Here is a 20,326-nt window from a genome sequence, read left to right as displayed (position 1 = left end):
ACTCAGAAAAATGGTGGGCACGGCGCTATGCGCCTTTGCCCACCCTACGGGACCGCAGCCTTAGACCACGATGCTCAGCCGTTTCGCCGCCCGCGTGATCCCGGTGTACAGCCACCGCGCCCTCGAGTTCCTGAAACGCAAAGCTCTCGTCGAACAGCACGACGTCGTCCCATTGCGAGCCTTGCGATTTGTGCACGGTGAGCACGTAGCCGTAGTCGAACTCGTCATAGGGCTTGCGCTGCTCCCAGGCGATCTGCTCGATGCCGCCCTCGAAGCAGTCGGCACGTACCGAGACCTTCGTCACCTTGTGGCCGAAATCCTCGTCCGGTGACAGCCGCATGCTGAGGATGCGCGATTTCGAGCGCGAGGTGTTGCGCGACTTCACGCGCCACAGGCCGCCATTGAACAGGCCCTTCTTGCGGTTGTTGCGCAGGCACACCAGCTTGTCGCCGGCGACCGGGAATTGATCCTCGATGTTCTGGCGCTGGCGCACCCGCATGTTGTAGGCGCGTCGTGTGTTGTTGCGCCCGACCAGGACCTGGTCGGCGCCCATGACGCGATCGGGGTCGAGCTCCTTGCGGGAGACCACCTCGCTCTCGCCGTAACGGCCGATGTCGAGCTCGCGGCCCTCGCGAACGTCCATCGACATCCGCACGATCGGATCGTCCTGGGCCTGGCGATGCACCTCGGTCAGCATCGCATCCGGCTCCGAATTGGTGAAGAAGCCGCCGCCCTGGATCGGCGGCAGCTGCGCGGGGTCCCCTAACACCAGCAGCGGGCAGTCGAACGACATCAGGTCTCGGCCCAATTCGGCGTCGACCATGGAGCATTCGTCGATCACGATCAGCTTGGCCTTGGACGCCGGCGCGTCGTCCCACAGCTCAAAACTCGGCTGCTCCTCACCTGATTCGCGGGCGCGGTAGATCAGGGAGTGGATGGTGGAGGCATCGTCGCAACCCTTGTTGCGCATGACCAACGCGGCCTTGCCGGTGAAGGCGGCGAACTTCACCTCGCCGTCAACGCCCTCGGCGATGTGCCGCGCCAGCGTGGTCTTGCCCGTGCCGGCAAAGCCGAACAGGCGGAACACCGGCGGCGTGCCGCCCCGGCCGGGCTTTGCTTTGAGCCAATCGCCAACGGCCTTGAGCGCGGCGTCCTGATGCGGGGTGAATGTCGCCATCTCTGTCTTGAAGAAGGGCGAAATCGACCGATTCGCCATCCCCCAAAACTAACCATTCGCAGCGCCCGTTCAAGCCGGGCCGACCACCCTACTGCCAGCCGGGAACGCCGCGCATGTCGGGCAATTGATGGGCGATGCCCTTGTGGCAGTCGATGCAGGTCTTTTCCTTGGTGAACAGGAAGCGCTGGTGCGCCACCGAGGCCCGCGGCGATTGCTTGGTGATGTCCATGGAATTGGCGCTGTGGCAGTTGCGGCATTCTAGGGAATCGTTGGCCTTGAAACGCGCCCATTCATGCGCCGCGAGTTCGAGCCGGTGGTCGAGGAATTTCTCTCTTGTGTCGATCGTGCCAAAGATCTTGCCCAGACCTCCTTGGAGGCCTGCATCTTGCGCGCGATCTTGTCGGTCCAGTTGTGCGGCACGTGGCAGTCCGGGCAGGTGGCACGCACGCCGGAGCGGTTGCTGAAATGGATGGTCGATTTCAGCTCGGCAAAAACGTTGTCCTTCATCTCGTGGCAGCCGGTGCAGAACTTCTCGGTGTTGGTGATTTCCAGCGCGGTGTTGAAGCCGCCCCAGAAGATCACGCCGGCCGCAAAGCCCGCCAGCACCAGCACGCCGAGCCCGAACACCGAACTCGGCCGGATCAGCACCTGCCAGAGTTCGAGCGCAAAATCCCAGCTGCGCGCGAGAAAGCCGCGCCTGGCCTTGCGCTCTGCATTGGAGTCATCAGCTGTCGTGGTCATCGGCGCCCACCGGGGCTGGCGCGCGACAGCAGCGTGTCGATGTCGGTGAAATCGTTGCTGACGGGCGGATTGGCGGTATTCTGCGGCACGTGGCATTCCGTACAGAAGAAGCGCCGCGGTGAGACCGAGCCCAGCAACTGGCCGTCACGGTCCATGAAGTGCGTGATCGAGACCATCGGCGCCTGCGATTCCGCGGTGCGCGCCCGCGCGTGGCAGGACAGGCACTTGTTGCCGTTGAGATCGACCTGGTAGCCATCGATCGTGTGGGGGATCACCGGCGGCTGCTCGGGATAGTTGCGCACCTCCCTCTCGGAAGTATTGCGGTTCGGCAGCATCGGCGGCGCCGGGCCCTCGTCGTTGAGCGGGGTCGGGCCGCGCAGGCCCGATGTCACCGTCTGCGCGGTCAGGGAGCTCGCGCCGGCCGCGATCGCGAGGGCGAGCAGGACGATTGCGGATCGTTTCATCATGACATGCTCACCCGCTCGATGCGCACGGCGCATTTCTTGAAGTCGGTTTGCAGCGAGATCGGATCGGTGGCGTCCAGCGTCACCTTGTTGATCAGCTTGGATTCGTCGAACCACGGCACGAACACGAGGCCGCGCGGCGGCCGGTCGCGGCCGCGCGTCTCGACGCGGGCGCGGATGAAGCCGCGGCGCGAGACCACCTTCACTTCATCCCCGCGGCGGAGCTTCGCCTCCTGCGCGTCGTCAGGATGCATGAAGCAGACGGCTTCGGGAAACGCCTTGTAGAGCTCGGGCACGCGGCGCGTCATGGTGCCGGAATGCCAGTGCTCCAGCACGCGGCCGGTGGACAGCCAGAACGGATACTCGTTGTCGGGCGATTCCGCCGGCGGCTCGTAGGGCAGCGCGAAGATGCGGGCCTTGCCGTCGGGATAGCCGTAGAACTGCACGTCAGTGCCCTGCTTGACGTAGGGGTCGCTGCCCTCGCGGAAGCGCCACTTCGTCTCCTGGCCGTTGACCACCGGCCAGCGCAGCCCGCGCTCGCGGTGATAGGCCTCGAACGGCGCGAGATCGTGGCCATGGCCACGGCCGAAGGTGGCGTACTCCTCGAACAGGCCCTTGTGGACGTAGAAGCCGAACGCCTTGGACTCGTCGTTGAGATAGCCGGGCTCGATGTCGGAGACCGGAAATTTGTCGACCTGGCCGTTCCGGTAGAGCACGTCGAACAGCGTCTTGCCGCGCACCTCCGGCTTCTTGGCGATCAGCTCCTCGGGCCAGACCTCCTCGATCTTGAAGCGTTTTGAAAATTCCATCAGCTGCCAGAGATCGGATTTCGCCTCGCCGGGCGCGGAGACGAGCTGATGCCAGAACTGCGTGCGCCGCTCGGCATTGCCATAGGCGCCTTCCTTCTCCACCCACATCGCGGTCGGCAGGATCAAATCGGCGGCAAGCGCGGTCACCGAGGGATAGGCGTCCGAGACCACGATGAAATTGTCGGGGTTGCGGAAGCCGGGATAGGTCTCCTCGTTGGCATTAGGCCCGGCTTGCAGGTTGTTGTTGACCTGCACCCAATAAGCGTTGATCAGGCCGTCCTTCAGCATCCGGCTTTGCAGCACGGCGTGCGCGCCGTTCTTGTCGGGAATCGTGCCCTCGGGCAGCTTCCAGATGTGTTCGGCGTGATCGCGATGCGCCTTGTTGGTCACGACCATGTCGGCCGGCAGGCGGTGCGAGAAGGTGCCGACCTCGCGCGCGGTGCCGCAGGCCGACGGCTGACCGGTCAGCGAGAACGGGCTGTTGCCGGGCGCGGAGATCTTTCCGGTCAGAAGATGGATGTTGTAGACAAGGTTGTTGCACCAGACGCCGCGGGTGTGCTGGTTGAAGCCCATGGTCCAGAACGAGACCACTTTTGTTTTTGGATCGGCGTAGAGCTCAGCGAGCGCCTCGAGGCGGTTCAGCGGCACGCCGGACATCTGCGCCGCCTTCTCCAGCGTATATTCCGAGACGAACTTGACGAACTCGTCATAGCTCATGTCCGTGGAATCGTTGGGTTTCGCCGCGCCGGTCGCCTTCTTCTGGAGCGGGTGCTCGGGCCGCAATCCATAACCAATGTCGGTCTGGCCGCGCTTGAACACCGTATGTGCGGCAACAAAATCCTTGTTGACGCGGCCGGTCTTGATGATGTGGTTGGCGATGGCGTTGAGGATGTAGAGGTCGGTCTGCGGCTTGAACACCATGCCGATGTCGGCGAGGTCGAACGAGCGATGCTCGAAGGTCGAGAGCACGGCGACGCGGACATGCGGCGCGGAGAGACGGCGGTCGGCCAGACGCGTCCACAGGATCGGGTGCATCTCCGCCATGTTGGAGCCCCACAGCACGAAGGCGTCGGTCGCCTCGATGTCGTCATAGCAGCCGGGCGGCTCGTCGATGCCGAAGGTGCGCATCATGCCGGCCACCGCGGAAGCCATGCAGTGACGCGCATTGGGATCGATGTTGTTGGTGCGGAAGCCGGCCTTGAACAGCTTTGAGGCTGCGTAGCCTTCCCAGATCGTCCACTGGCCGGAGCCGAACATGGCGACGCCGTTCGGCCCGCGCTTCTTAATCGCCTCCTTCCACTTCAGCTCCATGATGTCGAAGGCTTCGGTCCAGGTAACAGGCGTGAACTCGCCGTTCTTGTCATATTGGCCAGCCGTCTTGCGCAGCATCGGTTGCGTCAGGCGGTCATGGCCGTACATGATCTTGGAGAGGAAGTAGCCCTTGACGCAATTGAGGCCGCGATTGACCTCGGCCTTGATGTCGCCATGGGTGGCGACGATGCGATTGTCCTTGGTCGCGACCATCACCGAGCAGCCGGTGCCGCAGAAGCGGCACGCGGCCTTGTCCCACTTCATTTGGCTGTTGTTGCGCTCGGTGACGAGATTGGCGGCGAGCGCCGGAGCCGGCAGCCCGGCAGCAGCGGCCGCGATGGCGGCCGCCTCCAACTTCAGCATCTGGCGGCGGTCGAGCTTGGGCGATGTCATGATGGCTCTCCCGGCCTTTAGGCGGTTTCGATGGCGTGAAAGACCAGCGCGGCGGAATAAACGTTTGGCAGCGACTGGATGGTGTTGAGTAGGGTGCCGAGGCTGCCGGCATCGGGCGCTTCGGTCACGACAACGAGTTTGCCGCGCGCGTCGCGGCCATGGATCTCGCAGCCAGGCAGCGCGGTGATTTCGGCTTCGACCTCGGCGAGCCGCTCGGGCCGCGCCTGCACCAGGATGCTGGCGATCTCGCATCCCGGTGGCGGGATGATGCGCTCATCGCTGAGCACCCGGCCGGTGATCAGGGCACGGCGGTTGAGTGTGGCCTTGTTGAGTGAGGCTTTGTTGACTGAGGCTTTGTTCAGTGAGGCTTGGGCCATGATGCCTGCCTTTCGCTTCTTAGGGATCAATGCGGGGAGGGTGGCGGGCCGGGAGGGCCGGCGAACATCTGGTAGATCCAGACGCCGAGGCCGTAAGAGCCGACGGTCCCAACCGCGAGGACGGGCATCACGACCGCGGTCAGAAACAGGAAGGCGAAGATCTCCATGCGCTTACGGCGCACGCGGTCTGTCGTGTCGTCAGGGGCCGACATATTCGGACTCTCTGATAGGGATATGGGAAGCGAGACGGCATCCGGGCCGTTACCTGCCGGCACCTTAGGAGGATGAGGTCCAGTTACCTTGATTTGAATCAACGGCTCAGGGCGAGGGCATGTCGCACACAGCAAGCGTTAGCGTTGCGTTGATCCCGCGTCAGGCCGAGCGATGTCCGTATGACGGAATTGCTAGTCGGTGGACAGCGCCACCTCGCGCATTAAGATGCGCTTAACAAGAACAATGCGGGAGAGCGACGCCATGAAGTTCGGTATCTTCTACGAGCTGCAACTGCCACGGCCTTGGGTGGCCGGCGACGAACTCAGGCTCTACCAGAACGCGCTCTCGCAGATGGAGCTTGCCGACAAGCTCGGCTACGACCATGCCTGGGTGGTCGAGCATCATTTCCTCGAAGAATATTCGCATTCGCCTTCGCCGGAATCCTTTCTCGCCGCTGCAAGCCAGCGCACGCAGAAGATCAGGCTCGGCCACGGCATCCTCCAGCTTACGACCAACCATCCGGCACGCGTCGCCGAGCGCGTCGCGGTGCTCGATCTGCCCAGTAACGGCCGCTGTGAATTTGGCATGGGCGAGAGCGCGTCCATCACCGAGCTCACCCCGTTCAGCCGCGACATGGAGACCAAGAAGGAGGTGTTCGAGGAGGCCGTAGCCGCGATCTTCCCGATGTTCAAAGATGGCGGCAGCGAGCATCACGGCAAGTATTTCGACATCCCCTTGCGTAACGTCGTGCCGAAGCCAGTGCAGAAGCCGCATCCGCCCCTGTGGATGGCGTGCTCGCAACTGCCGACCATCGAGCGCGCCGGCCGCCACGGCTTCGGCGCGCTCGGCTTTCAGTTCGTCAGCGCCGATGCCGCGCATGCCTGGGTGCACGCCTATTACAACGCGATGACCAAGCGGCTCACCAAGCTCGCCGATTACGAGATCAATCCCAACATGGCGCTGGTCTCGTTCTTCATGTGCGCGAAGACCGACGAGGAGGCGCGTGCCCGCGCCGACGGCGCCACCTTCTTCCAGTTCGCGCTGCGCTTCTACGGCGCCTCGCAGAACCGCCAGCGGCCCGCGCCCGGCACCGTCAACATGTGGGACGAGTACAACAAGTGGAAGCGCGACAATCCGCAAGCGCAGGAGGCGGCCTTGCGCGGCGGCCTGATCGGCTCGCCCGAGACCATCCGCAGGAAGCTGAAGCGCTTCCAGTCTTCGCATATCGACCAGGTCATCCTGCTCAACCAGGCCGGCAAGAACAGCCACGAGCACATCTGCGAATCGCTCGAGCTATTCGGCCGCGAGGTGATGCCCGAGTTCCAGAACGATCCGGCGCAGGCGGCCTGGAAGCAGGGCGTGATGAGCGGCGAGATCAAGCTGGAAGAGATCGACACCCAGGCTTTTACGGATCGCTACGGCAAGCTCGCGATCAACGTCGCCCCGGTGAAGGCGGCCGCGGAATAGGCCGTTCGCTAAGTCATGTTGCTGACGCAATCTCTGTCTTAGTCGGTGACAACTTAAAACACTGCGTGGGAACCGCCCTGGTTCACACAACGGTTCCATAGCCAAGGGGTTGGCGCGAATCCGCAAAACATCGGCGCAAGTTTCGTGAACGCTTCCGCGTTCGCTTGCGCCTGTTTGCGGTGTCGGGAACCGGACGACGAAAAAATCACAGGAGTTATGATGCTGTTCCGCTCGAGCGCCGCAATTTGCGGCGCCCTGCTTGCGCTTGCCGTTTCTGTTACCGTTGCTCGAAGTGAAACGCGTGGGGGTCACTCAAATGCCGTCGTCGATGTCGATGCCATCTCTGGGAATGCGGTCGTAGGCGCCGCATCCATGTACAATCCATTCAAGCCCGGCAAGGAGGAGGGCGGTCCGCGCACAGCATCCGGCGAGCGTTATGATCCCTCTGCCTGGACGGCTGCCATCAAGACAAGCTTGCGCCGGAAATTTGGTGGGGTCCAATTTGGTGTGAGGCCGAAATATGCCCTCGTCGAGGCCGCAGGCAAGAAGGTCATCGTCAAGATCAATGACGTCGGACCACTCCGGCCCGGCCGCATCATTGACTTCAACGAGCGCACGATGCGCCATTTCGATCCAAGCCTGGAGCGCGGAGTCATTAAGGACGTGAGAGTCAGCCCGCTTTCAGGGGACGATTGGACACTGGGACCGGTGGGCTGAAAATCCCACGTGGAAGAGGCAGTGCACGTCCCGGACAGCGAGGCTCTGAAGAGACGCGTCAATCTAGTCCCAGTATGGAATAGCTGGGCGGGCGATCATCAGCCAGAAGATAGCCAGCACGGCTGCGAACGCCGGAAATCCGAAGGCGAACCACCGCCGGAAGAGACGGTCATATTCGGCGGGCAACTTGGCGTCGGTCTCGACCGCACGGACGGCAAGATCGCGCATTCGCATCTGCATCCACACCACCGGCAGCCAGAAGGCGCCGGTCACCACATAGAGTGCGATGGATGCCGCAATCCAGCCATCGCCAAGGGAATACCCGCCCGACCAGGCGAGCCATGTGCCGGTGATCGGCTGCAGGATCACGGCACTCGCCGTGAACAGGAAGTCGGCCAGCACGACCGTCCGCCCGACCCCCGCGATCTCGCGCGGGTCACCGCGTAGATGCGCCACCAGCATGAAGAAGGCGATACCGGCACCGGTGCCGAGCAGGACCGCAGCACCGATGATGTGCAGCATCTTCACAAGGAAATAGAGCATCAGCGATCCTCTCGGATCGCCATGGCGACCAGATTGAGCATCAGCACCGGCCAGATCTTCAGCATCGGCCCAAGTGGATCGGCCCACAGCCGCGGCACCAGTGTCGTACCGATCACGACATAGGTGAGCGAGATGATCAGTGCTGCCCACAGCCCATAGCGGCTCAAAGGCCGCCAAAGAATCGCAAGGCCAATGACGATGTCGGCGAGTGCGCCGGCGATGACGGTGAGAGCCGCGAATTGTTCTTGCAGCCTGCCTTCCCGGAGCAACGACATTCCAATTTCCCAGCCCGGGCCGAGCGAGATGATGCCTGTGGAGATCCAGAACAGGCCGAAGACGCCGAATACCAGCGGCTTGAGCACATAGAGCCGTGCAAACCAGCGTTCCTGCACCGAGGCGGGTTCGCGTGCGAGCGCGACTTCGAGATCGCGCGGCCTCATGCCGGTGACCTGACGCCAGGGCTCGGGATCACCGGTCGCGCCGCGCCGCATCTCGCCCTGTGCCGTCGCGTTGACCGGCGTTGCCCAGCCCAGCATCTGCGCAACGTCACCGGCGCGGTAGGCTGCCGAAGCCGCCCAGGAAGGCAGGTGCAGGCGGTAAGCCGGCCTCCAGCGCAGCCAAGAGCGAAACAGCGCGACCGCGTCGCTGAAGACCATCCGCCGCGGACCGGCCAGATCAAGCGCGAGGCGGGAAGGCGCGCCGGGTTGCAGGAAGAACACAACCGTGTCGACGACATCGTCGAGATGCACCGGTTGGATCGCCGCCGTGTCCGGCATGACCGGTAGAACCGGTAGTGACGCCAGCCCTCGCAACAGCGCGCTGCCACCATAGGCGGGCCGGCCCACCACGACCGAAGGCCGCAGCACGACCCAATCGAGGTCACGCGCCATCAAGGCGGCTTCGCCGTCCCGTTTGGTGCGAGAAAAATCGGTCCGGGCATCGCGATTGCTGCCGATCGCCGAGAACAGGATGACACGGCGGACGCCCGCGCTTTCGCAGGCCGCATAAAGCGCCGCGCTGCCGGCGACATGAACGCCTTGCATGTTCTGTCCCTGTAGCGCACCCGCCGCATTGATGACGGCATCGACGCCTGCAAGAAGGCTCTTCCATGTCGAAGCATCGGTGGTCCGAGCAACATCGAGGCTGATGTGGCGCGTATCGGGTGCCGCCGCATGACGCGACACCAATACGCATTCATGCCCTTCGGCGGACAGCCTGGCGTGGATTGCCGATCCAATAAGCCCCGTACCCCCAACGAGAAGGATGCGCATTACCGGGTCCTTCGGTTGGCGGCCCGGATACCGCAAACCGCTTCAAACTCTGATGATGCTGACGAATAAAGCCGGGCTGATGCGATCGTTCCTCGCGGCGGAACTGGTGAGCTGCTGCAACCACCGCCTAGATTGCCGGCCGTTACCGCTTACGCTTCCGGGCCCATCGCGGACACAACATCGGCCTTGGTCCACGGCAGGTTTTGACCCCGTTGCAGCCTTTCGACCTATCGCAGTTGCTGGTAAAATCGGCACAAAGCGCTAGGGAGAGAACGATGCGGTCTCAGGCGGTGCCTGCACATCCAGCGGCTGGCGATGTCACGTCGGCGGTGCTCGCCATCGGCCGAGCCGATTTCCCGAACGTCCTGATCGATACGCTGCGGCGGCAGGCCGATGTCGGCCATTGCATGGTGTTCGCGCTGAGCCGCGCCGGCGCTGCGCGCTGCCTGCTCGATGCCGGCAACATCCCGATCGGCGGCGATCTCGGTGCCGCCTATGCCGGACAGTTTCACGAATCCGATCCCAACCGCGATGCGCTGTTCGAACGCGAGAGCGGCGCGCCGATCATGCTGCCCGCGTTCGCGCCGCGCATGTATGGGGCGCGCTACCGGAAAATCTTCTTCCAGGATTCCGGCATCGTCGACAAATGCGCGACCGCGATCTGGGTCGATGACACCTGCTTCTACGTCAATTTCTACCGCATCGCCGCGCAAGGCCGATTCAGCGCCGCGCAGCGCGAGCGGCTTCGGGCGATTGCACCGGCGATCGGCGCCAGCGTCGCCCGTCATTTTCAGCAGACCGCAACGCCCGATCAGACACTGGCCGCGTTATTCGCGAGCTGCGCTCCGCTCGCCGCTCTCACCCCGCGCGAGCAGGAGGTCTGCAGGCACATCCTCGCAGGCTACAGCTCCGAGGCGATCTCGAAAGGGCTCGGCATCAGCCTGCATTCGACCCTGACTTATCGCAAGCGCGCCTATGAGCGGCTTGGCATCTCCTCGCAGAATGAACTGTTCGCGATCGTGCTGCGCCTGCTTGCGGGGCCTCATGGCCTGAACTGAGGGGACTCTAAGTCCGCGATATCTATTTCCAAAGCGGATACGCCGAACAAGGATTCGGCGTTAACCATCGCAGACGGTTCCGATCTGAGCGACATCGCTTCGAAGTTTCTTAAATTTTGCTGGGTACCTCTTCCAGGCATAGTGACCTGGGGAAAGATATGGGTAAGCGGGCGAAACGTGGAAAGGCAGAGACGCTCGCGATACCAATGGTCGCGAGAGTCGCGATTGGCGTCGTGGCCGTCGCCGCATTGGGGTACGGTTTGCTGTCTCGCCCGACGAGCGTGCAACCGATACGAAAACCGGCCGCGCAACAAGCCCAGGCGTCGTCAACTCCGGTTTACGTGGCAACTCCCGTTCATGCATCAGCGCCGGCTCCGGCTCCGGCTCCGATTCCGGCCCCGGCGCCTCTGGCCGAACCACCAAAAGCTGCTGACGGTCCCGGAGCCCTTGTTCGGCAGGTGGTTGACTACGCCAGCCATCAGACGCCGGGCACCGTGATCATCGATACCGGAAACACTTTCCTTTATTTCGTTCTGAACGACAGGCAAGCGATGCGCTACGGCATCGGTGTCGGCCGCGAAGGTTTCACATGGTCCGGTGAACAGACTGTGGCCCGTAAAGCAGAATGGCCGGATTGGCATCCGCCTGCGGAGATGGTCTCGCGTCAGCCTTATCTGCCACGGTTCATGGCAGGCGGTCCCGGCAATCCGCTCGGCGCTCGGGCGATGTATCTCGGCGAGACCGAATATCGAATTCACGGCACCAACAAGCCCGATACGATCGGGAAGCGGGTTTCGTCCGGCTGTATCCGGCTGACCAATGAGGACGTCGTGGACCTTTATGAGCGGGTGAAGGTCGGGGCGAAAGTGATCGTGCTTCCGGCAACCGCTGCCCGCCGACCATCCCAGGGAGCGCCGTCCGACGCCGCTTTCCGGTTGCCGGACCCGGCATCGCCGTCGAAGCGGCCCTCGGCGGCTAACGCGCAGATGCCGTCATTTGGACCGAAGATCGCCGAGGCCCAGTAACTCAGTCCGTCCCTATCGCTAGGGACAGACGCCTGCCGCGGAGTTCGCTAGTCTGGCCTGGAACAAACGAGAATCCAGGGGAGACCGCCTTGAGCACCGCGCCGCGCATCGACATCGACCCTGATACATTCTGGGCCGACCCCTATCCGATGCTCGCGAAAATGCGCGAGGAGGCGCCGATCGCCTTCGTGCCGCAGCTCGGCTCGACGCTGCTGGCGAGCCGCGACGACATCTCGATTTCCGAGAAGCAGATCGACGTGTTCTCCTCGCACCAGCCCGCGGGCCTGATGAACCGGCTGATGGGCCACAACATGATGCGCAAGGACGGCGAGGCGCATCAGGTCGAGCGCCGCGCGATGTTTCCAACGGTGTCGCCGAAGACGGTGAAGGCGCATTGGACCGCGCAGTTCCAGGCCCATGCCGACCGCATCCTCGACGCGATCGAACCCGGGCGCATCGATTTCATGCGCGACTTCGCCTTGCCGTTCTCCGGCGAATGCCTGAAGTCGATCACCGGCCTCACCAATATCGGTTTCCAGGACATGGATGCGTGGTCGCAGGGCATGATCGAGGGCATCGCCAACTATGCCGGCGATCCCGCGGTCGAGGCGCGCTGCCATGCCGCGACGTCAGGCATCGACGCCGCGATCGACGACATCCTGCCGGTGATGCGCAGAAATCCCGACCGGAGCATCCTCAGCGTGCTCCTCGCCTCCGGCATGCCCATGGAAAGCGTGCGCGCCAACGTCAAGCTCGCGATCTCAGGCGGCCAGAACGAGCCGCGCAAAGCGATCGCCGGCACGGTATGGGCGCTGCTCACCCATCCCGACCAGCTCGATCTCGTGCGCAGGAGCGAGGTGTCCTGGCTCCAGGCGTTCGAGGAATATGCCCGTTGGATCTCGCCGATCGGCATGTCGCCGCGCCGCATCGCAAGACCCTGGAGCATCCGCGACGTGTCATTCGAGCTCGATGAGCGCGTGTTCCTGATGTTCGGCTCGGCCAATCGCGACGAGAAGCATTTTGAGCGTGCCGACCAGTTTGACGTAAGACGAGACACGTCGAAGAGCGTCGCCTTCGGCGCCGGCCCGCATTTCTGCGCCGGCGCCTGGGCTTCCCGCGCCATGATCGCCGACGTCGCGCTGCCGACCGTGTTCGCGCGCGTCAAGCAGCTCGAGATCGCCGATGACGAGCCGGCGCGGTTCGGCGGCTGGGCCTTCCGCGGGCTGCTCAATCTGCCGTTGAGATGGCATTAGACCGGCTGGTGCCTGCGCGAGTGTCAGCGGGATGGCATGCGCCCCTCGTACGTTCGGTGTCATCGCCCGCGAAGGCGGGCGATCCAGTACGCCGCGGCAGTTGTGTGAAGCATTGACGTCTCTGGAATACTGGATTCCCCGCTTTCGCGCAGGGCTGTCCGGGAATTCTATGCATAACAGAAGCTGATCTGGTCGGGGGAGCTTCTGTCGCGGGCAGCGGATGGGTTCACCTTGGGAGGTCGGTCGATGTCGGCGATTGGTTTTCGTGCGAACAGCGACGCGGCGACAAGACCTGCGAAGCGGATAGCCGGCATGATTAGACGACTTTCGCGTGCGGCGATCCGCAGCAGCAGATAGGCGATCATGGCGGCGAGGATTTGCAGACGGACCGCGTTCTCGGAGCGGCCGAGAAATTTGCGAAGCTTGAGGTGCTGCTTGATCCAGCGGAACAACAGCTCGATCTGCCAGCGTGTTTTGTAAAGCGCAGCGATTTCGATGGCCGAACGCTTCAGATCGTTGGTGATGAGGGTCAGTTTTGTACCGTCATCGCGTTTGAGGCGTATGCGGCGCATCGGAACAGCAAGTTTGGAGCTGCTGAGGAGCTTTACCTCAGCATCGTCGATGATTTTAAAGCCCTTCCCCTTTTGTTTCCGCAGCTTCCGCCAGCGTGTAGCTCTGAAGCGCAGATTCTTCTTCTGGCGGGTGACGAAGCAGGCGCCCGCGTCGTGAAGCCGTGTCCACCAGGCATAACTGCAATAGGCCTTGTCGAACACATAGGTGGCGCCGGCCTCGATCGGGAATTGCTGGGCTGGTGTGACGTCATTGACCGTCGACGGCGTGATCGCCAGACGGCGCGGATGATCCGAGCCGGGATCGTAAACCACGTGAAGCTTGAGACCACGGGTACGTCCGTTCCAACCGGCCCAGGTGCTGAGTTGATCCAGCGGCACCGGCGTCGCATCGATCAGCCGCAGCATCTCGGCACCCTCCCGCTTCAGCGCTCGGTCGGCATGCCCAGACAATCGCTCAAAGACTTCTGCGAAGATACTGACCGGCCGTCGGGCATTGGCATCCGCAAGCGTCGAGCGCGCCAATTTGCCGACACCAAGATGGTAGTGATGATGCGAATTGGCGTTCCAGATCGCCTCAAGGGCACGCAAGCTGTCGACGCCACTGAGCTGGGAGAATATCAATGCGACAAGATGATCCCAGCTGTCGAACGTCTTGTCGTAGGCATCGCCATCCAAACGATCCACAGTCGTCTGAAACTGCCGCCGATTGATCGGTTCAAGCAGCCTTCCAAAAATGCTATCGCTAAACCGCATGCCCGGCCCCTTTCTGAGTCTCGACAACCAGAAAGTACCTGCTTCAAGCCGGGAAAACCCGGGCATGCTCCGCGACACAGTGAATCATTCCCCGGACAGCCCTGCGCTTTCGCGGGGAATGACAGCGGAGGTGGTGCATGGAGCTTCGCGCCACACGGCTCCTAGTCCGCGACGATGACATAATGCCACTGTTTTGCCCGACGCGTCAAACGAAGTTCGTAAAATAAGAAATCCGTGTTGAAGCAAGACCTTGGCTACTGTGCATGGGGTTGTTTTCGCACTTTCTTACCGGGTGCGTGCGATTGTCACATTCGCGTGCAGAAAAAATTCGCGTTGCATTCGCTTCCCCGATTGAAAGATTGATCATGCGCGCCGCCTCGCGCGCAGTGCTCGTATCGCTATTTCTCCGCACGTCTCGACACCTCCGATAAGTCGCACCATCATTCGAGAAACGCGAATGAAGGACGGCCGCGTGCGGCCGGGAGTGTTGAATGCAGCGTCGGGACTTTTTGAAGCTTTCCGTTGGAACTGCGGCCGCAGCGGCGTTCGCGTCCAACGCGCAAGGCGCGGTGAAGGAAATTCGTATCGGCTACCAGAAGACCGGCGTGCTGGTGATCGCGCGCCAGCAGGCCGCGCTGGAAAAACATTTCACGCCGCAAGGTATCGACGTGAAATGGATCGAGTTCTCTTCGGGCCCGCCGATGATGGAAGCCATGAATGTCGGCAGCGTCGATTTCGGCGCGGTCGGCGATTCCCCGCCGGTGTTCGCGCAGGCCGCGGGCGCCGCGATCGTCTATGCTGCGGGCCAACCCATCACCAACGGCCAGGGCATCCTGGTGCCGAAGGATTCGCCGATCCGCTCCATCGTTGATCTCAAGGGCAAGCGTATCGGCTTCACCAAGGGCTCCAGCGCCCACAACATCGTGGTGCAGACCCTGGAGAAAGTGGGTCTCACCTATGCCGACATCACGCCGGTCTATCTGACGCCGCCGGATGCCGGGCCTGCTTTTGCCAATGGCAGCATCGAGGCCTGGGCGATCTGGGATCCTTACTTTGCGATCGGCGAGACCAAGCAGGGTGGCCGCATCCTGATCAATTCGCGCGACGTCACCAGGACCAACTCCTTCTACATCGCCAATCGCGAATTCGCGAAGAACCACGGGGCGGTCCTGCAACAGATCGTCGATGTGACGACCGCGGTGGGTAAATGGGCCGAACAGCACCGCGACGAGGTCGCCAAATCGCTCGCCGCGATCACCGGCGTCCCGCTGGACATTCAGACCGTCGCGGCCAATCGCGCGAACTTCGTGGTCGGCCCGGTCACCGACGACATCGTCGCGACCCAGCAGGGCGTTGCCGACCGCTTCTACAAACTCGGCCTGATCCCGAAGCCGATCGTCATCCGCGACATCGTCTGGCGCAACCCGGCAGCCTGATCGTGCCGACCAGCCTTCCTATGCAAAAGGGTTTGAACATGAGGCGTATCATTCAGCGTCTGATCGCGGCCATCGTGCTGTCGATCGGCATCGTCGCCGCCGCCGTCGGCACCTCCTATGGTCAGGACAAGGTGGTCCGCATCGGCTACCAGAAATACGGCAAGCTGGTGCTGCTCAAGAGCAAGGGCACGCTGGAGCCGAAGCTCGCCGCCGACGGCTACAAAGTGGTGTGGACCGAATTCCCGTCCGGCCCGCCGCTGCTCGAAGCGCTCAATGTTGGCGCCATTGATTTCGGCAACACCGGCGAAGCCCCGCCGATCTTTGCGCAGGCCGCCGGCGCGCCAATCCAGTATGTCGCCTATGAGCCGCCGGCGCCGAAGGGCGAGGCGATCCTGGTGCCGAAGGACAGCACGCTGAAATCGGTCACCGACCTCAAGGGCAAGAAGGTCGCGCTCAACAAGGGCTCCAACGTCCACTACCTCCTGGTCAAGGCGCTGGAGAAGGCGGGCGTGAAATATTCCGAGATCGAGCCGGTGTTCCTGGCGCCGGCCGACGCGCGGGCCGCCTTCGAGCGCGGCGCGGTCGATGCCTGGGTGATCTGGGATCCGTTCCAGGCCGCGGCGGAGGCGGCCACGGGCGCGCGCACGCTCGCCGACGGCACCGGCATCGTCGCCAACTACCAGTTCTATTTCTCCTCCAAAAAATTCCTCGAAGCCGACCCGAAGATCGTCGACGCCGTGCTCGCCGAGCTCAGCACTGTCGACGATTGGGCCAAGGGCGACATCCATGCGGTGGCCGAGCAACTGGCGCCATCGATCGGTCTGTCGGTCCCCGTGGTCGAGGTCGCGTTGAAGCGGCAGGCCTACGGCATCAAGCCGATCACGGATGCCGTCATCGCCGACCAGCAGCAGGTCGCGGACGCGTTCGTCGCGCTAGGTCTGATCCCCAAGGCAATCAAGATTTCCGACGTGGCGCGCAAACCAGGAACATGAGCAGCACGATGAGCAAGCAAGCGAACGCCAACATCCTCTGGTTCCTGCCGACCCACGGCGACGGCCGTTATCTCGGCACCGGCATCGGCGGCCGCGAGGTCAACTTCAACTATCTGCGCCAGATTGCGCAAGCTGCCGATCAGCTCGGCTATTTCGGCGTGCTGCTGCCGACGGGGCGGTCTTGCGAGGATTCCTGGATCGTTGCCTCCAGCGTCGCGCCATTCACCGAGCGGCTGCGCTATCTCGTCGCCGTCCGGCCCGGCCTGCAATCGCCGAGTGTCGCCGCGCGCATGACGGCGACGCTCGATCGCATCTCGAACGGCCGGCTTCTCGTCAACGTCGTCACCGGCGGTGATCCCGTCGAGAACAAGGGCGACGGCATCTTCCTCGGCCATGACGAGCGCTACGAGGTCACCCGCGAGTTCCTCAACGTCTACAGCGACCTGCTCGCCGGAAAGATGGTCAATGTCGAGGGCAAGCACATCCATATCGAGGGCGGCAAGTTGCTGTTTCCTCCCGTGCAGTTGCCGCGTCCGCCGCTCTATTTCGGCGGCTCCTCGGATGCCGGCATCGACGTCGCCGTCGACACCGTCGACAAATACCTCACCTGGGGTGAGCCGCCGGCGCTGGTGGCCGAGAAGATCGCGAAAGTGAGGGATGTCGCCGCCGCGCGCGGGCGAAAACTTTCCTTCGGCATCCGCCTTCACGTGATCGTCCGCGAGACCAATGAAGCGGCCTGGCGCGCCGCGAGCGAGCTGGTCAAGCATGTCAGCGACGACACCATCGCGTTGGCGCAGAAGAACTTTGCCCGCATGGACTCCGTCGGCCAGCAGCGCATGGCGCAGCTCCATGGCGGCAAGCGCGACCAGCTCGAGATCGCGCCGAACCTGTGGGCCGGTGTCGGCCTCGTGCGCGGCGGCGCCGGCACCGCGCTGGTCGGCGACGCCCAGACCGTCGCGGCGCGGATCAGGGAGTATCAGGATCTCGGCATCGATACCTTCATCATGTCGGGCTATCCGCATCTGGAGGAAGCCTATCGCTTCGCCGAGCTGGTGTTCCCGCTGCTCGCGCTGGAGCAGCCCTCGAACGTGACGAAGCTGCACTTCAACGGCGGTCCCTTCGGCGAAACGGTCGGCAGCGATTTCCGTCCGCAGCATCGGGTGTCGCAGTCATGAGCCTGATCGACAGCATTTCGCTCCCGCGCAGCATTCGTTTGCCGCGGGTCGACGGCCTGATCCAGTGGATCGTGCCGCTCGCCATCATCGCGATCTGGCAGGTCGCGAGCGTCACTGGCTTCGTGCCGACGCGGGTGCTGCCGGCGCCAAGCGACGTCGTGCTCGCAGGCTGGAAACTGCTGCTCTCCGGCGAGCTCGTCCGCAACATCTGGGTCTCGTTCTGGCGTGCCTCGATCGGCTTCCTGATCGGTGGCAGCATCGGTTTCGCGTTCGGGCTCGCCAACGGCCTGTCGCAGCTCTCGGCAAAGCTCACCGACACCACGCTCCAGATGGTGCGCAACGTGCCGCATCTGGCGCTGATCCCGCTGGTCATCCTGTGGTTTGGCATCGACGAGAGCGCAAAGCTGTTCCTGGTGGCGCTGGGCGTGTTCTTCCCGATCTATCTCAACACGCTGCACGGCATCCGCACGGTCGACCCGCAGCTGATCGAGATGGGCCGCATCTACGGCATGACCGACGGCGAATTGTTTCGCCGGGTGATCTTCCCGGGCGCGCTGCCCTCGATCTTCGTCGGCATCCGCTTCGCGCTCGGAATCATGTGGCTGACGCTGATCGTCGCCGAGACCATCGCGGCCTCGTCGGGCCTCGGCTACATGGCGATGCAGGCGCGCGAGTTCATGCTGATCGACGTCGTCGTGCTCTCGATCCTGATCTACGCCCTGCTCGGCAAGCTCGCCGACAGCGCCTCCCGCGTGCTGGAGCGCCTGACACTCTCCTGGCACCCCGCCTTCCAGAAACGTTGAGCAGAAATACTGGGAATCCCATGCAGACAGCGCTTCGTACCTCTCTTCCGAAAACCGAGCTCGCCAGCCGCGCCAATTTCGCGCCGCACGCCCGTGTGGTGCGCGAGGAGCGCCCGACGACGACCGCCGGCCTGCCGCTCAGCATCCGTGGCTTGCGCAAATCCTTCGGCGACAACGAGGTGCTGCGCGGCATCGATCTGCACATCCCCGCCGGCCAGTTCGTCGCCATCGTCGGCAAGAGCGGTTGCGGCAAGAGCACGCTGCTGCGCCTCATCGCCGGCCTGGAGAAGATCGATGCCGGCAGCATCAGCTTTGGCCAGGATATCCAGCCCGAGGACATCCGCGTCATGTTCCAGGAGCCGCGGCTGCTGCCCTGGGCGCGCGTGCTCGCCAATGTCGAGGTCGGCCTTGGTCGCGATCGCGTCTCCGGCGATGCGCATGCGCGCGCCGAGAAAGCCCTGGGAGAGGTCGGGCTGGCCGACAAGCGCGATCAATGGCCCTCGGTGCTGTCAGGCGGCCAGAAGCAGCGCGTCGCGCTTGGCCGCGCGCTGGTCTCCCGCCCGCGCGTGCTCGCCTTCGACGAGCCGCTCGGCGCGCTGGACGCGCTGACCCGGATCTCGATGCAGCGTCTCTTGGAGCGCGTCTGGCGCGACCAGGGCTTTACCGCGATCCTGGTGACCCACGATGTCGCCGAAGCCGTCGCGCTGGCAGACCGCGTGCTGGTGATCGAGGACGGCCGGATCGCCCATGACGTCACGGTTAACGCGGCCCGGCCGCGGCAACGCGGTTCGGCCGAGCTTGCGGGCCTCGAAGGCTCGATCCTGAGCCACCTGTTATCGGCGGACGATCGTACCTGAATACAGGGAACCCCGCTTCGGGGAGCAACGCCATGAATGTAGTGCCCCGCGATCTCATGACCGAAATCCCCGTCTCGTCCGCCGATTTCCGCGGCGCCATGCGCCACCTCACCGGCGGCGTCAGCGTCATCACTGCCGGGCGGGGCAGGGACATCACCGGCATGACGGTGACCTCGGTGACCTCGCTATCAGTCGAACCGCCGACACTGCTGGTCAGCATCAACAGGGACGCCTCGTCCTTTCCATTGATCCGCCGCCACAGTGCCTTCGGCGTGAACATCCTCAATGCCGACCAGCTCGATGTCGCCGAACGTTTTGCCGGCAAGGGTGGACTGAAGGGCGCCGACCGCTTTGCAGGCGCCCAATGGGTGACATCCGTCTCGGGTGTTCCGCTGCTGGTGGGCGCGCTCTCGGCGTTCGACTGCGAGGTCGAGGAGATCATCGAGCGTCACTCGCACGGCATCGTCATCGGCCGTGTCAGGGATATCAGGAGCTCGACCCGCACCGCCGCGCTGGCCTATTGGCATGGGCAATATGTGGCAGTCGACCAGGACGAAGACGCGGCCAGGCTCGCCGACGTCAGCGTTCCCGTGCGCGCCCGGCGCGGCATTTGATCGCCGCTGGCTGTCGGCGCAGAGGCTGGTCTTTTCCCCGTCATCGCTCTAGAAACGCCCTCAGCCTTCCCGCCGGAACGGCAATGGAGCGGATGGATGAAGCGCGTCGCGACCTGGGCCTTCTACGCTATCGGCGCGCTCGCGATCGCCTATCTCGCGCTCTACGCCTATGCGATGTTCAGCGGCCAGCCGATCGTGCCGGGCGACCCCATCCATATCTTCCGCAAGCCCGACGCGCCGAGTTATTCGTGACGGTCTCGTAGGGTGGGTTAGCGAAGCGTGCCCACCACTTCTATCCAGCGAAG

The 20,326-nt window shown here is 63.5% G+C and carries 19 protein-coding genes and 2 pseudogenes; 12 read left to right on the top strand and 9 right to left on the bottom strand.

Annotated elements, in window-relative coordinates; genetic code table 11:
* Window positions 1-60: 60 nt before the first annotated feature.
* The 6 genes and pseudogenes from ACSKB8_RS18895 to napE all read right to left on the bottom strand — a co-directional run bounded on the left by ACSKB8_RS18895 (window position 61) and on the right by napE (window position 5,484).
* Window positions 61-1,177: pseudogene (locus ACSKB8_RS18895) on the bottom strand (ATP-dependent DNA helicase).
* A gap of 88 nt (window positions 1,178-1,265) precedes the next feature.
* Window positions 1,266-1,918: pseudogene (locus tag ACSKB8_RS18890) on the bottom strand (NapC/NirT family cytochrome c).
* Entirely contained in the window at window positions 1,915-2,385 is a 471-nt protein-coding gene (locus ACSKB8_RS18885; RefSeq protein WP_438105646.1) for a nitrate reductase cytochrome c-type subunit, read from the bottom strand. The pseudogene ACSKB8_RS18890 and the gene ACSKB8_RS18885 overlap by 4 nt, the downstream one beginning before the upstream one ends.
* On the bottom strand, window positions 2,382-4,895 hold the full coding sequence (gene napA / locus ACSKB8_RS18880; protein WP_438105645.1) for a nitrate reductase catalytic subunit NapA: 2,514 nt from the start codon (window positions 4,893-4,895) through the stop codon (window positions 2,382-2,384). Before napA ends, ACSKB8_RS18885 begins: the two co-directional genes overlap by 4 nt.
* A gap of 17 nt (window positions 4,896-4,912) precedes the next feature.
* Window positions 4,913-5,272: a chaperone NapD gene (locus ACSKB8_RS18875; protein ID WP_438105644.1), complete on the bottom strand. Its 360-nt coding sequence runs from the start codon at window positions 5,270-5,272 to the stop codon at window positions 4,913-4,915.
* Between the two features lie 26 nt (window positions 5,273-5,298).
* Window positions 5,299-5,484, bottom strand: coding sequence for a periplasmic nitrate reductase, NapE protein (napE, locus tag ACSKB8_RS18870; protein ID WP_128936439.1), 186 nt, complete (start codon window positions 5,482-5,484; stop codon window positions 5,299-5,301).
* A 262-nt stretch (window positions 5,485-5,746) separates the two neighbouring features.
* Here napE and ACSKB8_RS18865 point away from each other — a divergent pair, with 262 nt between their 5' ends.
* Both ACSKB8_RS18865 and ACSKB8_RS18860 read left to right on the top strand, forming a co-directional pair.
* Window positions 5,747-6,952: an LLM class flavin-dependent oxidoreductase gene (locus tag ACSKB8_RS18865; protein ID WP_438105643.1), complete on the top strand. Its 1,206-nt coding sequence runs from the start codon at window positions 5,747-5,749 to the stop codon at window positions 6,950-6,952.
* Between the two features lie 216 nt (window positions 6,953-7,168).
* Window positions 7,169-7,669, top strand: a complete 501-nt coding sequence (locus tag ACSKB8_RS18860; RefSeq protein ID WP_438105642.1) for a septal ring lytic transglycosylase RlpA family protein — start codon at window positions 7,169-7,171, stop codon at window positions 7,667-7,669.
* 63 nt (window positions 7,670-7,732) lie between these two features.
* Here the strand turns inward: ACSKB8_RS18860 and ACSKB8_RS18855 are convergent, their stop codons facing one another.
* Both ACSKB8_RS18855 and ACSKB8_RS18850 read right to left on the bottom strand, forming a co-directional pair.
* Window positions 7,733-8,212: a DUF2269 family protein gene (locus tag ACSKB8_RS18855; RefSeq protein ID WP_438105641.1), complete on the bottom strand. Its 480-nt coding sequence runs from the start codon at window positions 8,210-8,212 to the stop codon at window positions 7,733-7,735.
* The gene (locus ACSKB8_RS18850; RefSeq protein WP_438105640.1) at window positions 8,212-9,483 is read right to left on the bottom strand and encodes an SDR family oxidoreductase; all 1,272 of its coding nucleotides are present in this window, start codon (window positions 9,481-9,483) and stop codon (window positions 8,212-8,214) included. The genes ACSKB8_RS18855 and ACSKB8_RS18850 overlap by 1 nt, the downstream gene beginning before the upstream one ends.
* A gap of 275 nt (window positions 9,484-9,758) precedes the next feature.
* Between ACSKB8_RS18850 and ACSKB8_RS18845 the strand changes: the two genes are divergently transcribed.
* The 3 genes from ACSKB8_RS18845 (at window position 9,759) to ACSKB8_RS18835 (ending at window position 12,819) form a co-directional block, all read left to right on the top strand.
* Window positions 9,759-10,541 carry a helix-turn-helix transcriptional regulator gene (locus ACSKB8_RS18845; protein WP_438105639.1) on the top strand — a complete coding sequence of 261 codons (783 nt, stop codon included), beginning with the start codon at window positions 9,759-9,761 and terminating at the stop codon, window positions 10,539-10,541.
* Window positions 10,542-10,699: 158 nt separating this feature from the next.
* Window positions 10,700-11,566, top strand: coding sequence for a L,D-transpeptidase (locus tag ACSKB8_RS18840; protein ID WP_438105638.1), 867 nt, complete (start codon window positions 10,700-10,702; stop codon window positions 11,564-11,566).
* 89 nt (window positions 11,567-11,655) lie between these two features.
* Window positions 11,656-12,819: a cytochrome P450 gene (locus ACSKB8_RS18835; protein ID WP_438105637.1), complete on the top strand. Its 1,164-nt coding sequence runs from the start codon at window positions 11,656-11,658 to the stop codon at window positions 12,817-12,819.
* Between the two features lie 167 nt (window positions 12,820-12,986).
* On the opposite strand, the gene ACSKB8_RS18830 is transcribed toward ACSKB8_RS18835, so the two are convergent.
* Window positions 12,987-14,144, bottom strand: coding sequence for an IS4 family transposase (locus ACSKB8_RS18830; protein ID WP_438103250.1), 1,158 nt, complete (start codon window positions 14,142-14,144; stop codon window positions 12,987-12,989).
* Window positions 14,145-14,635: 491 nt separating this feature from the next.
* Between ACSKB8_RS18830 and ACSKB8_RS18825 the strand changes: the two genes are divergently transcribed.
* The 7 genes from ACSKB8_RS18825 to ACSKB8_RS18795 all read left to right on the top strand — a co-directional run bounded on the left by ACSKB8_RS18825 (window position 14,636) and on the right by ACSKB8_RS18795 (window position 20,273).
* Window positions 14,636-15,580, top strand: coding sequence for a sulfonate ABC transporter substrate-binding protein (locus tag ACSKB8_RS18825; RefSeq protein WP_438105636.1), 945 nt, complete (start codon window positions 14,636-14,638; stop codon window positions 15,578-15,580).
* Between the two features lie 38 nt (window positions 15,581-15,618).
* Window positions 15,619-16,572 carry a sulfonate ABC transporter substrate-binding protein gene (locus ACSKB8_RS18820; RefSeq protein WP_438105635.1) on the top strand — a complete coding sequence of 318 codons (954 nt, stop codon included), beginning with the start codon at window positions 15,619-15,621 and terminating at the stop codon, window positions 16,570-16,572.
* Window positions 16,569-17,747 carry an FMNH2-dependent alkanesulfonate monooxygenase gene (gene ssuD / locus ACSKB8_RS18815; protein ID WP_438105634.1) on the top strand — a complete coding sequence of 393 codons (1,179 nt, stop codon included), beginning with the start codon at window positions 16,569-16,571 and terminating at the stop codon, window positions 17,745-17,747. Before ACSKB8_RS18820 ends, ssuD begins: the two co-directional genes overlap by 4 nt.
* The gene (gene ssuC, locus ACSKB8_RS18810) at window positions 17,744-18,550 is read left to right on the top strand and encodes an aliphatic sulfonate ABC transporter permease SsuC (protein ID WP_212372598.1); all 807 of its coding nucleotides are present in this window, start codon (window positions 17,744-17,746) and stop codon (window positions 18,548-18,550) included. Before ssuD ends, ssuC begins: the two co-directional genes overlap by 4 nt.
* Window positions 18,551-18,570: 20 nt before the next feature.
* Window positions 18,571-19,407 carry an ATP-binding cassette domain-containing protein gene (locus tag ACSKB8_RS18805; protein WP_438105633.1) on the top strand — a complete coding sequence of 279 codons (837 nt, stop codon included), beginning with the start codon at window positions 18,571-18,573 and terminating at the stop codon, window positions 19,405-19,407.
* Window positions 19,408-19,439: 32 nt separating this feature from the next.
* Window positions 19,440-20,021, top strand: coding sequence for a flavin reductase family protein (locus ACSKB8_RS18800; protein ID WP_438105632.1), 582 nt, complete (start codon window positions 19,440-19,442; stop codon window positions 20,019-20,021).
* Window positions 20,022-20,117: 96 nt separating this feature from the next.
* The gene (locus tag ACSKB8_RS18795) at window positions 20,118-20,273 is read left to right on the top strand and encodes a hypothetical protein (protein ID WP_008131268.1); all 156 of its coding nucleotides are present in this window, start codon (window positions 20,118-20,120) and stop codon (window positions 20,271-20,273) included.
* Window positions 20,274-20,326 lie beyond the last annotated feature (53 nt).

It is taken from the genome of Bradyrhizobium sp. BR 1432 (assembly GCF_051547705.1).
In the GTDB taxonomy this organism is placed as follows: Bacteria; Pseudomonadota; Alphaproteobacteria; order Rhizobiales; family Xanthobacteraceae; genus Bradyrhizobium; species Bradyrhizobium zhanjiangense.
Note: the sequence above shows the minus strand (reverse complement) of the source record. Positions and strands in the feature narration are given on the sequence as shown.